This is a genomic window from Acinetobacter lwoffii, assembly GCF_024129435.1.
Taxonomy (GTDB): Bacteria; Pseudomonadota; Gammaproteobacteria; order Pseudomonadales; family Moraxellaceae; genus Acinetobacter; species Acinetobacter lwoffii_F.
In genome coordinates this window covers 1-12,954 of record NZ_JAMXXN010000008.1, presented here as the reverse complement: position 1 = coordinate 12,954, position 12,954 = coordinate 1, and the positions used below count along the sequence as shown (strand labels likewise).

The following is a 12,954-nucleotide window of genomic DNA, read 5'->3' as shown; positions in this document are numbered from 1 at the left end:
GTTTCGTCATCTTGGAATGAAAATAAAAAACCATGCTGCGGCATGGTTTTTTTATAGATAGATTAACCAATCTGGATTTCTGAAGGTGGATGTTTGAGACGACTCTTTTTCGGAGTCGCAATAAAATAAGCAAGCGTCAGTGGCCCTAGACGACCTGCGAACATTAACAACATCAGAATGATCAAACTGGCCGGTTGTAGCTCCTCTGTCACCCCTCGGGACAAGCCAACGGTACAGGCTGCAGACACAGCTTCAAATAACAGATCCAGAAAATCCTGCTCAGGTTCCAAGATTAATAAGCTCATAAAACCCATCATGATCAGCGCTGCAGTAATACACACGACGGCCAATGCTTTAAAAGTGGTTTTTTCAGGAATAGAGTGATTAAACAGCCGGATCTCATCTTCGCGTCTTAAAAAACTGATTACGCTGATGACCACAATAATAAACGTACCGACCTTAATGCCGCCCGCCGTACTTAAGGAACCTCCACCAATAAACATTAGAAATATGGTAACTAGAGTGGATGCATCACTCATTTGTTCCATTGGCAAGCTATGAAAACCTGAAGAGCGGGGAACGGTGGCATGGAACCAGGCATTCACGGCCTGATCGCCCAAACTCATGAGACCTAAGGTCTGTGGATTGGAAGCCTCCAATAGCCAAAGTACGATAAAAGCACTTAGGTTCAGACCCAGAATCGTTGAGAGGATTAGCTTGCTATTGGTACTTAACTTGCGCCAGCGTTTACGTTCCTTGACATCCATCAGCACCAAGAAACCGATACCGCCAATGATATACAGCATACTAATGGTAAATGTAATCAGATACTGTCCTGAAAAACTCATCAGACTGTTTGGAAAAAGCGAAAATCCACCATTATTAAAAGCGGAGACGCTATAAAAGGCTGCATAAAATAGTGCATCGCTAAACTGATATTCTTTGAGCCAAGCCAAAGTCAGAATCAGCGTACCGATTGCTTCAAAGAATAGAGAATATAAAAACACGGCTTTAATGGTAAAACTGACTTTTTTCAGGCTAGTTTGTCCAATGGACTCCTGTGCCATGACTTGTTGTTTTAGCCCCAGTTGCGGTGCCAGACTCATCACTGCCAGAATGGCAAAGGTCATAAAACCCAAGCCGCCGCATTGCAACAAAAACATAATCACGATTTGACCAAATACGGTATAGGCTTCACCGACATTCACCACCGATAGCCCGGTAATGGTCACAGCAGAAGTTGCTGTAAAAATCGCGTCTAGCCAGCTGATTTCTCCATGATGGGCGATAGGCAGCATCAGAAGTAATGAGCCGATCAGAATTAATCCGAGAAAACCCAAAGCCAGTAAGCTCGGAGGACTGAGGTTAATCGTCCTGTGTTGCTTTAAATCAGAACTTTTCATAGATGTTTAAAATATTTAGCAAGACGGCGCAAAGGTTCCAGCAATCCTTCAACCAGTAAAATATCGCCTTCTTGAAGAATCTGATCGGCATCTACGTGATATTGCAGTGTAGATCCGCGTTTATGTAATAAGGTGGTGATTTCAGGCACATGCTTCATCAACTGATTCAACGGTGTACCATGATGATCCGCATGAATTTCAATTTTGACAATATAATGATCATCTTCAAGCGCCATATAGCGACTGACCATCGGATAGCTTAAAGACTGGGCCACCCGAACGCCCATATCTTCTTCAGGATGAATGATTTTTTCAACATTGAGATGGGTCAGAATCATGTGATGAGATTTGGATTTGGCTTTCACCCAGATTTTCTTCACGCCCATATTTTTTAAGTGCAATACACACAGAATGCTGGCTTCAATATCCTCTCCAATCGCAACGACAACGGCATCACAGCGCTGAATGTTCAGCTCATCCAGTACATGTTCATCGGTTGCATCGGCAATCACGGCATGGGTCAGTTGATCGGAAATATTTTCGACATATTTTTTATTCAGATCGATCCCGATCACTTCATGCTTCAGACTGATGAGCTGTGTGGCCACGGTGGCACCGAAACTGCCAAGCCCGATGACTGCAAATAATGCCATGGATTGTCCTTCGTTATCTTTATGTCATTCGTTATATCCGCTATGGTAATGAGAAGGCGATTCCTCAGCTATAGTTTTTAGGTAAAAATAGTACAAATCTTTGAAGTATTTACGCTTCTTTTATCTGAAGTACAGATTGAAAATTTGGACAGTCAGACATAACCTGACGATGTGTATATAAGGTTCCATAACTGTTTTGGATGATGTATTCGAATTCATGATGATCATCCTTCATGATATTGAGTGTGGCTTGGCGTTTGAGTTGAGGATAAGTTTTTAAATTATCGATTGAGGCACAAGAAAAGCTTTTTACAAAAGCTGGAATTTTAGGATCTAATTTCACTTCTTTATAATGATCTAGAAAAATATAAACAACGAATTTGGGATATTGGTTGAGTATTTCTGAATGTGTCTCTACACCTGCGATGTTGCTGAGGTTATTTGCAGTTGCATTACTGGGAATATTTTTCATGCTTGTTCGAACACGATCTTCTTCTTGATTTAATTTGTATGCCGGATAGCCGTATAAATAGACAAGTAAAGTGGTGAGCAAAATAATAATAAAAGTGATTTTCATATCTTAAGATTCTGTTTTTGTAATTATTTTTAATTATAACAAGATTGGAAATTAATGGATAATTGGTGTTTTTATTGATAATGCACTTTTAAATCTGCATAGAATATCATCCTAAAAAAACCGCCTCGAAAGGCGGTTTATGTTTGAAAGAATTACTTCAAGAAACGTTGATAACCCAGATTATTGGTAATTTCCTGATAAGGATAGGTAATGGTTTCGAGAGTTTCGATCAAGCCATCCGGATTCTGTTGTGCATCAGTTGCTTCAAGACCCACTAGAACACGCCCTTCAGCAGCACCGTGGTTACGGTAGTGGAATAGGGTAATGTTATGGGTTGGGCCAAGACGTTCCAGGAACATCAGTAAAGCGCCAGGACGCTCCGGAAATTCCACGCGGAACAGGCGTTCATTTTCAATATCGGCATGACCACCGATCAGGTAACGAATATGCAGTTTGGCCACTTCATCATCAGACAGATCGTCAACGTCATACTGGAATTTTAAGGTCTCATAAATTTCCTGACGTTCTTTCTCGCCATTTTTCAGACTAATACCGACAAAGACCTGTGCCGCAGAAGCATCGCTGGCACGATAGTTAAATTCAGTAATATTACGACCTTGCAAAGCACGACAGAAGCTCAGGAATGAACCTTTCTGTTCTGGAATGGTCACGGCAAAAATCGCTTCTTTGCGTTCACCCAGTTCGGTACGTTCAGCGATATAACGTAAACGGTCGAAGTTCATGTTGGCGCCGCAGACAATCGACACCATGTTCTTCCCTTCGATGCCATGTTCAGCCACGTATTTTTTAATACCTGCCAGAGCCATTGCACCAGATGGTTCTACAATGCTACGGCATTCGTCATAAGTGTCTTTAATCGCTGCACAGACTTCATCCGTATTCACCAGCACCACATTCGGTTCCACGATTGGGCCAGAATTGTCCGATTTTTGCAGACGAATCACATCAAATGGTTTTTCACCAATTTGGGCTACAGCTGTACCATCAGCAAACAAGCCCACAGATGGGAGAATCACACGTTCATTTGCTTCTAAAGCAGCTTTTAAACAGGCAGATTCGTCGTATTCCACTGGAATGACTTTAACGTGGGGTGCGACATCACCTAAATACGCTGCAACACCTGCGATCAGGCCACCACCGCCAACTGCGACAAACACGTAATCCACATCGCGCCATTGGCGAAGAATTTCATTGGCAATGGTGCCTTGGCCAGCAATCACCAGTTCATCATCATAAGGCGGAATGAAAGTCATCCCATCTTCCTGGGCACGTTGAATCGCATATTTATTGGCAACATCAAATGAATCACCATGCAAAACCACTTCGCCACCCAGACGTTTAACCGCCTGTACCTTGATATCAGGTGTGGTTTTAGGCATCACAATAATCGCGCGAATACCCAGCTTTTTCCCTGAGAGTGCCACGCCCTGTGCATGGTTGCCCGCTGAAGCAGTAATAACGCCACGTTCCATTTGTGATTTCGGTAGTTGACTAATACGGTTATAGGCACCGCGTAGTTTGAATGAAAAAACCGGTTGTAAATCTTCACGTTTAAAGCGGATGTTATTATTGAGTCGTTCGCTAATTCGTGGCGCTGCTTCGAGTGGAGTTTCGATTGCAACATCGTAGACCGTTGCTTGTAAAATTTGTCGAACCAAACGAGACAGCATGTTAATTTTCCATCTAACAGTTTAAAATAGGGGCTTATTGTAACAAACCACACGGCTTTGCGGTTTAAAAAAGCTGCAAAAGTCCAAAATAGTTGAGTGAAGCCATGAGTCTATATGCAACCCAAGATGAGAAAAAACAAGCAGCAGCCAAAGCCGCTTTAAAACACTTGCCAAAAGGGGGCATTTTAGGCGTAGGTACAGGCAGTACTGTAAACTTTTTAATTGACTTATTACCTGAGCTGCAATTGGAAGCAGTAGTCGCCAGTTCAGAAGCAACTGCACAGCGTTTGAAAAAGCTCGGCATTGAAGTGGTGGATATGAACTCTGTCAGTGGTCTGGATGCTTATGTTGATGGCGCAGATGAAATTGATCGTCATATGCATATGATCAAAGGTGGCGGCGCAGCGCTCACACGTGAAAAAATTGTTGCCTCTATCGCGAAAAAATTCGTGTGTATCGTGGATGATTCAAAATGGGTGGGACAATTGGGCCGTGAATTCCCGCTTCCGGTAGAAGTGATTCCAATGGCGCGTTCTGCTGTTGCGCGTAAAATTGTATCTTTAGGTGGCGATCCTGCTTATCGTGAAGGTGTGGTAACTGACAACGGTAACGTGATTTTAGACGTATATAATCTGAATATTCTGAATGCGCTTGAACTGGAAAAAACCTTAAACGATATTCCGGGCGTGGTGTGTAACGGTATCTTTGCGATTAATAAAGCAGATATCGCCATTGTCGCGACTGATAACGGAATTGAAGAGCGTACTGCGGTTTAATTGAACTTTCTAGAAAAAATCCCTCTAAATCTCCCTGATCGAAGTTTTAAAGCATTGCTTTAAAACAAGTGCAAGAAGGGAGACTTTTAAAAGCCCTTCTTTGAAAAAGAGGGGTTTGGGGGAGATTAAAAAAACTATAATGACCTTATCCGATCTACCCGAAATTCAAATCACCCGAAATGTCCGTTCAACACGGTTACGTTTGCGTGTCGATGCGACCCAGATTCGCCTTACAGCCCCGGTTTTTTGCAGCAAAAAACAGATACGGCATTTTATTGAACAATCTGAAAGCTGGCTGATTAAAACCTGGCAATCCCAGCAAGAAAAAATCGAAAATATTGACCGGACGTTACCGATTGAGCTGCGGTTATTTAATCTAAAAGTACCTGTACAAATCTCTTATCACAGCCAGAAAAACAACTTTATTTTTAATGATGAAAATTTACAGCTTTGGATCAGTGACCGACATCCTGAAGAATATTTAAAAGCTTTCGTGATTGCCTACGCAAAAGAACAGCTTCCCTCATATTTAAATCTCGTCTCACAGCAATGTCATTTGCCTTTTAAAAACTGCAGTATTCGACAACCTAAAACCCGGTGGGGCAGTTGTTCGGCCAAACATGACATTATGTTGAACAGCGCGCTGGTATTATTCCCTGAACAAGTCACGCGTTATGTCACTGTCCATGAACTTGTACATACAAAGCATTTTGATCATAGTCCACGGTTTTGGGCAGAAGTTGCCAAGCATGATCAGCATTTCCAGCAGCATCGTATAACGCTGAAAAATACACCGTTGCCATATTGGTGGGGTGCCTAAAAGCATAATTAATAAGTCCATATAACCTTATTGAAATAGCCTAAGCAATCTAGGCATTTAATCCTCTAAACCGGCCTTATCCTGCGGATCAATTAAAAAACCAGCAAACCCCGGTGAAATGGTTTAGAAAACCTCAACTTCCTGTCATACTAGGCCTTATAAAGGAAACATTTATTTGAGGTAATCATCGTGATTTCAGTGGGTATTGTGGGTGGTACGGGTTATACAGGCGTTGAACTTTTGCGTCTTTTGCTACGACATTCAGATGTAAATGTAACAGCACTGACATCACGTACTGAAGCAGGTCGTCGTGTAGATGACATGTTCCCAAGCTTGCGCGGGCATACCGATCTTAAATTCTCTGATTTAAGTCTGGATTTATTAAAATCATGCGATGTGGTGTTCTTTGCAACACCGCATGGTGTCGCAATGAAACATGCCGAAGAGCTGGTCGCTGCAAATACCAAAGTGATCGACCTAGCTGCCGATTTCCGTTTACAAGATCTTGCACAGTTTGAAAAATGGTATGGCATGCAACATGCATGTCCAGAACTGTTAAAAGATTCTGTTTACGGTTTATCTGAATTGAATCGTGAAGACATTAAAAAAGCCAATGTGATCGGGAATCCGGGGTGTTATCCAACCACAGTTCAGCTGGGTCTGGCGCCAGTCTTAAAATCTGCTGAAGCATTGGTGAAACCTGAAAGTATTATTATTGATGCCAAGTCGGGTGTATCAGGTGCAGGACGTAAAGCCAGTCTGGGCATGATTTATTCTGAAAATGCTGATAACTTTAAGGCCTATGGTGTAGCGGGTCATCGCCATCATCCTGAAATTGTCGAAGCACTGGAAAATATTTCAGGTCAAAAAAATGTGTTTGATCATATTTTATTTGTACCGCATTTGGTGCCAATGATCCGTGGTATGTTGTCGACCATCTATATCGATTTAACTGAAGCAGGCCAATCAGCAGATTTACAAGCGCTATATGAGCAGTTCTATGCCAATGAAGCATTTGTCGATGTTATGCCGGCGGGTAGCTCACCCGAAACCCGTTCAGTGCGTGGAGCGAATCAGTTGCGTATTGCCTTGTATAAGCCACAACCAACGAAACTGGTTGTACTGGTTGCACAAGACAATCTGGTAAAAGGGGCAGCAGGTCAGGCTGTACAAAACATGAACCTGATGTTTGGTTTTGCTGAAGACGCTGGCTTAAATAATATTGGTTTATTACCATAAAAAACGTATTAGAACTTCACACACATTTAGATTTGCATTTAAATGTGTGTCTTGATTAAAGCAAACAAGAGATCAAAATGCCGAATAACGAGTCAAATACGACGCTTCCTCAGGAACCCGGTACTAAGAAACCATTCATGAAAGGCAATACCCCCTTAGCCATTGGTGCGGCTGTATTGATCTTAAGCAGTGGCGTACTCGGATATACCGTAGGACATCGTCAGGGTTTGACTGCGGCGGGTTATGATGCGGATGCAGAGCAACTGGTCGATGTGGTACAGACTCAGAAAGCCAGTCTGGAAACACTGAACAAGACGCTGAATACTGCGGTTCAGGAGCGTGATCTGGCTGTCAGTAATGCCAATGATCTGTATCTGGCCATGACCAAGGCACGTGATGAACAGGTTCAGGCCGAAAGTGTGGGAACCATTTATCGCGAGATCTTGCGTCAGCGTGGTGGTCTGGCATTGGCGGTTCAAAACCTGTCGATTAAACCATTACCCGAAAATGCCTTTGAATACCAGATTGATCTGGTTCAGGTCAGTCCAGGCAAAAGCCGTGCCTCAGGTAGTGTGGAATTGCGCCTGATTAAAGGTGCGGAAATTCTGGTGGTGCCACTGGAAGATAAAAACTTTAATTTTGAAAATTATGAGCGACTCACTGGCCGCTGGACCATGCCGAAAGGCTTTAAACCAGAATTTATTGAAGTGCGTCTCACCGGTGCCAAGCCTGTGATTCGTCGTTTTAGTTGGGAACAGGGCAAAGCAGTCGAAAATCAGTCTGCCACCTTGTCAGAAATTCCGAAAACCGAAGCAAATGCAAATTAAGTGTGAAATATAAATCTTATGCCAAGCAATAAACGTCAAATGTGTTTAAGTGATATTAAAAACTCTTTTAATGAGTCTGGAATTGTTGATTGGCATATCAGCCCACGTTTAGCAAATGAATCCTCTGAAGACGGTGATTCTGACCTAGCTGTACAAACTGCACCGCCAGAACTGAAACGTCCACCGTTGTATGCCGTTGTTTTATTAAATGACGACTATACGCCGATGGAGTTTGTAATTGAAATTTTACAACAATACTTTGCAATGAATCTTGACCAAGCTACACAAGTAATGCTAACTGTACATTATGAAGGAAAGGGTGTAGCTGGGGTCTATCCTCGAGACATTGCGGAGACCAAAGCGAACCAAGTCAATAATTATGCTCGATCACAAGGTCATCCGTTACTTTGCCAAATAGAGCCTAAAGATTAAGGGGGTTACATGCTCAGTCGTCAATTAGAAGTATCACTACGTTTGGCTGTCAGCATGGCTCGTCAAAAGAGACATGAGTTCCTGACCGTAGAACATTTATTGTTAGCCTTACTCGACAATGATTCTGCCGTAAATGCTCTCAAAGCATGTGGTGCCGACATCATCGTGTTGCGTAAGGAATTAGAAGAGTACGTAGAACAACATACCCCTAAACTTGGTGAAAATAGTGATCAGGCACCACACCCGACAGAAAGCTTCGACCGGATCTTGCAACGCGCGATTTTTCACGTGCAATCAAGCGGTGGTGATCGTACTGTAGAAGGTGCTGATATTCTGGTTGCCATGTATTCTGAGCGTGACTCATTTGCAGTCTATCTGCTGAAACGTCATCAAATTAACCGTCTGACCCTGACTCAGTACCTGTCTCATGGTACCCGTAAAGAAGATGTACAGTCTGAAGAAGAAATCGAAGATCTAGATGGCGAATCAGCATCTTCAGCAAGTTCAGGTCCACTTGAACTTTATACCACTAACCTGAATGTTGAAGCACAAAAAGGTAAGACCGATCCACTGATTGGTCGTGAAAAAGAAATCGAGCGTGCCGCGCAAATTCTTTGCCGCCGTCGTAAAAATAACCCACTCCTTGTCGGTGATCCAGGTGTCGGTAAAACCTCGATTGCTGAAGGGCTGGCTTGGTTAATTGTCAATGGTAAAGCGCCAAAACCACTGGAAAATGCTGAAATTTTCAGTCTGGACATTGGTGCTTTGGTGGCAGGAACCAAATACCGTGGCGACTTTGAAAAACGCTTGAAACAGCTTTTAAATGCGTTGAAAAAGAAACCTGAAGCAGTGCTGTTTATTGATGAAATTCACATGATTATTGGTGCAGGCTCGAGTATGGGCAGTACCATGGATGCATCGAATCTGATCAAACCGGCGTTGGCAAATGGTTCTTTACGTTGCATTGGCTCAACCACTTTCCAGGAATACCGCCAGGTCTTTGAGAAAGATCATGCTTTGTCACGTCGTTTCCAGAAAATTGATGTGAACGAGCCATCTATTTCTGAAACTATTGATATCCTACGTGGTCTGAAATCGAAGTTTGAAGATTTTCATCATGTGGAATATGACGATCAAGCTTTGGTGTCTGCGGTAGAACTTTCTGCAAAATTTATCAACGACCGTTTCTTGCCAGATAAGGCGATTGATGTCATTGATGAGGCCGGTGCTCAGCGCCGTTTAAAAGCGGAGCAAGACGACAGTTTGATTACTGTGGAAAATATTGAAGACATCGTCTCTAAAATTGCGCGTATTCCACCAAAAACTGTTTCTAAAGATGATAAGAGCGTGCTGGAAAATCTTGAGCGCGATCTGAAACGTGTGGTCTTTGGTCAGGATGAAGCGATTGAGGCCTTGGCATCTGCGATTAAACTGTCACGTGCCGGTTTGAAGTCTCCAGATAAGCCTGTAGGTAGTTTTGTCTTTGCGGGTCCTACAGGTGTTGGTAAAACCGAAGTGACCAAGCAGCTCGCGAAACAGATGGGTGTGGAACTGGTTCGTTTTGATATGTCGGAATATATGGAACGCCATGCAGTGTCTCGTTTAATCGGTGCACCTCCGGGCTATGTCGGTTTTGATCAAGGTGGCCTGCTCACCGATGCGATTCACAAAAATCCGCATTGTGTGCTGTTGCTAGACGAGATCGAAAAAGCGCACCCAGATGTGTTTAACCTGTTATTGCAGATTATGGATCATGGTTCATTGACTGATAACAACGGGCGTAAATCTGATTTCCGTAACGTGGTCTTGGTACTCACCACCAATATTGGTGCGGAAAGTATTTCACGTGTCAGCATTGGTTTTATGGAACAGGACAATAGTAACGATAATCAGGAAGCGATGAAGAAAGTTTTCTCGCCAGAATTCCGTAACCGTCTCGATGGCGTGATTCAGTTCAAGGCATTACCAAGCAGCATTATTGAAAATGTTGTAGATAAATTCCTGACTGAACTTCAAGCACAACTAGATGACAAAAAAGTCATGTTGGAAGTGGATCAGAGTGCACGTGAATGGATGTCAGAACATGGCTATGACCGTTTAATGGGCGCACGTCCAATGCAACGTTTGATTCAGGAACACCTGAAAAAACCGCTGGCTGAGATGATCCTGTTTGGTGAGCTGGCTGAAAATGGCGGCAATGTTGCAGTATCGGTGAAAAAAGAAAATGGTAAAGCGGTTGGCTTAAAACTTGAAGTTTTTGAAGACCAGACTGCTGAACCAGCTTAATTAATAAGAAGGATCAAACCCGTGCTTGCACGGGTTTTTTCATGGACTCATATTTTAAATTATCAAATTCATATCATTTAAAAGATAAATTATGGATATTCAAGTTACCAAGCTGTTCACGACATTTTTACTGTTTTTAGTCACGGCATTGATGGAAATTTTAGGTTGTTATTTTCCCTATCTGATTTTAAATCAGGGGAGAAGCCACTGGTTATGGATTCCGACAGCTCTGGCTTTGGCGGCTTTTGTCTGGCTGTTAACCTTGCATCCAGCTGCTTCAGGACGGATCTATGCCGCTTATGGCGGTATCTATATTTTTTCAGCACTGATGTGGTTGCGCTTCGTTGATCAAGTGACTCTATCGCGTTGGGATCTACTTGGTGGCATGGTGGTAATACTGGGCGCGTTGATTATTATTTTGCAGCCGCAAGGCTTGGTGCGTTAGCAAGATATAACAGTAAACCTTATTAAAAAAGGCAGCCACAGCTACCTTTTTTTGTTTTTGGATTTTTTAATTTCAAATCAAACTTGATGTCTTATTTAGTTAGATTATTTTAATTTACAATCTTTCTGGGAAATATCAGTTTTATAGGTTTGTGTCTGCGAGTTCAGGCTGAGTTCAACCTTGTATGGGTTCTCAATCTGATAGCGATGTTCAAAGAAAATTTCACAATTATTGAGCAGATTATTGCGAATGACTTTCATCACTTCTTTGCGCCCCAGGTCTTTTTCAAACTGGCTAAAATCGGGCGTGATGATCATGCCTTTCAGTGTGGTTTTATTGGCACTTAACTGTAATTGTTCAATAATCGTATTTTGATCAATCTGCAACGGTAAAGTTCTGGAATCTTCTGCACTGAGCACTGCGAGTAATTCATTCAGTTCAGCTTTTTTCTGAATTTTAAATTTGCTGTCAATAATATTTTTTTCTTGAAGATATTGGTCAAATTCAGAAGCATGCACCGGTAAGGCAGCACTGCTAAAACCAGTCAAGAGTGCCAAAGCCCAATATTTTTTTTGCATTGTATAAAATCACTTTTTATTCCATTTCAACAATGATTATAAGAGCTGAGACAAAAAAAGCACCAGAGATTGGTGCTTAATTTGTGAAGATTCATCTTAAAAAATTAGTCTTTTTTCAGATTTTCATTAATCAGAAATTCAACCAAGGCTTTTTGCGCGTGCAAGCGATTTTCCGCTTCATCCCAAACTACAGCATTTTTATGGTCAAGCAGATTTTCTGAAATCTCTTCACCACGATGTGCAGGCAAGCAGTGCATAAACAAGCAATCCGGATGTGCAAGATCCATCAGACGTTCATTTACCTGATAATCTGCAAAGGCTTTTTCACGGATCTTCTGTTCTTCTTCTTGGCCCATGCTTGCCCAAACGTCAGTCACTATCAGATCAGCATTCACCGCTGCATCTTCAGCAGAAGGAACCAGTTCCACACAATGCGCAAATTCAGACAGGAATTTTTCTTGTGGTTCATAGCCTTTTGGCGCTGCAATTTTCAGATTAAAGCCCCACATATGTGCAGCTTCAATATAAGAGTTACACATATTGTTGCCATCACCAATCCAGGCAACAGTTTTCCCTTCGATTGAGCCACGTTGCTCTACATAAGTCTGCATATCAGCAAGTAGCTGGCAAGGATGGTGGTCATCAGTCAACGCATTAATCACAGGAACTTTCGAATAAGATGCAAAACGCTCCACGATATCATGGCCGAAAGTACGGATCATCACAATATCCAGCATGCTTGAAATCACACGTGCAGAATCTTCAATCGGTTCACCACGACCTAACTGGGTATCGCGTGAAGACAGGAAAATCGCGCTACCACCAAATTGGCTCATGCCAGCTTCAAACGAAACACGCGTACGGGTACTGGATTTTTCAAAAATCATGCCCATCACTTTACCAACAAATGGTTGGAACACTTCATTGTTATGCTGTTTGCGCTTAAGCTCAATTGCGCGTTGCAAAATCTGGTTAAGTTCTAAAGTTGATAAATCGCGTAAGGTGAGAAAGTGACGGAGAGCCATTCGTTACTCCACAATAATTGCCGAAAAACTCGATCAACAATCAGTTGTTGGTTAGTTTAAGAAAAAAATAAGGAATCGGCTAATATACTATAAGCAATGAAAAATGCAAAAAAAACTAGGGTCTGTTGACATTTACTGTTCATAATTAACCCTATAAAGGTAGCCATAAAAATATACAGGCTAAAGCAACAGAACTTTGATA

General features: G+C 42.3%; 13 protein-coding genes. 7 read left to right on the top strand and 6 right to left on the bottom strand.

Annotation, left to right across the window (positions count from 1 at the left end):
* Positions 1-62: 62 nt before the first annotated feature.
* The 4 genes from NI455_RS07175 to ilvA form a co-directional block, all read right to left on the bottom strand.
* Complete coding sequence (locus tag NI455_RS07175; RefSeq protein ID WP_253113297.1) at positions 63-1,403, bottom strand: TrkH family potassium uptake protein; 1,341 nt, start codon at positions 1,401-1,403, stop codon at positions 63-65.
* Positions 1,400-2,056, bottom strand: a complete 657-nt coding sequence (locus NI455_RS07170; RefSeq protein WP_253113296.1) for a potassium channel family protein — start codon at positions 2,054-2,056, stop codon at positions 1,400-1,402. The genes NI455_RS07175 and NI455_RS07170 overlap by 4 nt, the downstream gene beginning before the upstream one ends.
* Before the next feature lie 109 nt (positions 2,057-2,165).
* Positions 2,166-2,633: a hypothetical protein gene (locus NI455_RS07165; RefSeq protein WP_253113295.1), complete on the bottom strand. Its 468-nt coding sequence runs from the start codon at positions 2,631-2,633 to the stop codon at positions 2,166-2,168.
* Positions 2,634-2,785: 152 nt separating this feature from the next.
* Positions 2,786-4,324: a threonine ammonia-lyase, biosynthetic gene (ilvA, locus tag NI455_RS07160; RefSeq protein ID WP_004646781.1), complete on the bottom strand. Its 1,539-nt coding sequence runs from the start codon at positions 4,322-4,324 to the stop codon at positions 2,786-2,788.
* A 104-nt stretch (positions 4,325-4,428) separates the two neighbouring features.
* Here ilvA and rpiA point away from each other — a divergent pair, with 104 nt between their 5' ends.
* The 7 genes from rpiA to NI455_RS07125 all read left to right on the top strand — a co-directional run bounded on the left by rpiA (position 4,429) and on the right by NI455_RS07125 (position 11,149).
* On the top strand, positions 4,429-5,100 hold the full coding sequence (gene rpiA, locus NI455_RS07155) for a ribose-5-phosphate isomerase RpiA (protein ID WP_253113293.1): 672 nt from the start codon (positions 4,429-4,431) through the stop codon (positions 5,098-5,100).
* A 139-nt stretch (positions 5,101-5,239) separates the two neighbouring features.
* The gene (locus tag NI455_RS07150; protein ID WP_253113292.1) at positions 5,240-5,920 is read left to right on the top strand and encodes a M48 family metallopeptidase; all 681 of its coding nucleotides are present in this window, start codon (positions 5,240-5,242) and stop codon (positions 5,918-5,920) included.
* A 183-nt stretch (positions 5,921-6,103) separates the two neighbouring features.
* Positions 6,104-7,159: an N-acetyl-gamma-glutamyl-phosphate reductase gene (gene argC, locus NI455_RS07145; RefSeq protein ID WP_253113418.1), complete on the top strand. Its 1,056-nt coding sequence runs from the start codon at positions 6,104-6,106 to the stop codon at positions 7,157-7,159.
* A gap of 77 nt (positions 7,160-7,236) precedes the next feature.
* A complete protein-coding gene (locus tag NI455_RS07140) occupies positions 7,237-7,986 on the top strand; it encodes a DUF6776 family protein (RefSeq protein WP_180038696.1) in 750 nt (249 codons plus the stop codon).
* A gap of 18 nt (positions 7,987-8,004) precedes the next feature.
* Positions 8,005-8,418 carry an ATP-dependent Clp protease adapter ClpS gene (gene clpS / locus NI455_RS07135; protein ID WP_253113290.1) on the top strand — a complete coding sequence of 138 codons (414 nt, stop codon included), beginning with the start codon at positions 8,005-8,007 and terminating at the stop codon, positions 8,416-8,418.
* A 9-nt stretch (positions 8,419-8,427) separates the two neighbouring features.
* Entirely contained in the window at positions 8,428-10,704 is a 2,277-nt protein-coding gene (gene clpA / locus NI455_RS07130; protein ID WP_005107138.1) for an ATP-dependent Clp protease ATP-binding subunit ClpA, read from the top strand.
* A 91-nt stretch (positions 10,705-10,795) separates the two neighbouring features.
* Positions 10,796-11,149 (top strand): YnfA family protein, encoded by a 354-nt coding sequence (locus tag NI455_RS07125; RefSeq protein ID WP_004646786.1) that lies wholly within the window; start codon positions 10,796-10,798, stop codon positions 11,147-11,149.
* Between the two features lie 104 nt (positions 11,150-11,253).
* Here the strand turns inward: NI455_RS07125 and NI455_RS07120 are convergent, their stop codons facing one another.
* Both NI455_RS07120 and argF read right to left on the bottom strand, forming a co-directional pair.
* Positions 11,254-11,727, bottom strand: coding sequence for a hypothetical protein (locus NI455_RS07120; RefSeq protein ID WP_180087304.1), 474 nt, complete (start codon positions 11,725-11,727; stop codon positions 11,254-11,256).
* Positions 11,728-11,831: 104 nt separating this feature from the next.
* A complete protein-coding gene (gene argF / locus NI455_RS07115; protein ID WP_004280178.1) occupies positions 11,832-12,752 on the bottom strand; it encodes an ornithine carbamoyltransferase in 921 nt (306 codons plus the stop codon).
* Positions 12,753-12,954 lie beyond the last annotated feature (202 nt).

Coding starts and splice junctions, on each gene's coding strand:
- NI455_RS07175 (WP_253113297.1), bottom strand. CDS start 1,403: ATGAAAAGTTCTGATTTAAAGCAACACAGGACGATTAACCTCAGTCCT.
- NI455_RS07170 (WP_253113296.1), bottom strand. CDS start 2,056: ATGGCATTATTTGCAGTCATCGGGCTTGGCAGTTTCGGTGCCACCGTG.
- NI455_RS07165 (WP_253113295.1), bottom strand. CDS start 2,633: ATGAAAATCACTTTTATTATTATTTTGCTCACCACTTTACTTGTCTAT.
- ilvA (WP_004646781.1), bottom strand. CDS start 4,324: ATGCTGTCTCGTTTGGTTCGACAAATTTTACAAGCAACGGTCTACGAT.
- rpiA (WP_253113293.1), top strand. CDS start 4,429: ATGAGTCTATATGCAACCCAAGATGAGAAAAAACAAGCAGCAGCCAAA.
- NI455_RS07150 (WP_253113292.1), top strand. CDS start 5,240: ATGACCTTATCCGATCTACCCGAAATTCAAATCACCCGAAATGTCCGT.
- NI455_RS07140 (WP_180038696.1), top strand. CDS start 7,237: ATGCCGAATAACGAGTCAAATACGACGCTTCCTCAGGAACCCGGTACT.
- clpS (WP_253113290.1), top strand. CDS start 8,005: ATGCCAAGCAATAAACGTCAAATGTGTTTAAGTGATATTAAAAACTCT.
- clpA (WP_005107138.1), top strand. CDS start 8,428: ATGCTCAGTCGTCAATTAGAAGTATCACTACGTTTGGCTGTCAGCATG.
- NI455_RS07125 (WP_004646786.1), top strand. CDS start 10,796: ATGGATATTCAAGTTACCAAGCTGTTCACGACATTTTTACTGTTTTTA.
- NI455_RS07120 (WP_180087304.1), bottom strand. CDS start 11,727: ATGCAAAAAAAATATTGGGCTTTGGCACTCTTGACTGGTTTTAGCAGT.
- argF (WP_004280178.1), bottom strand. CDS start 12,752: ATGGCTCTCCGTCACTTTCTCACCTTACGCGATTTATCAACTTTAGAA.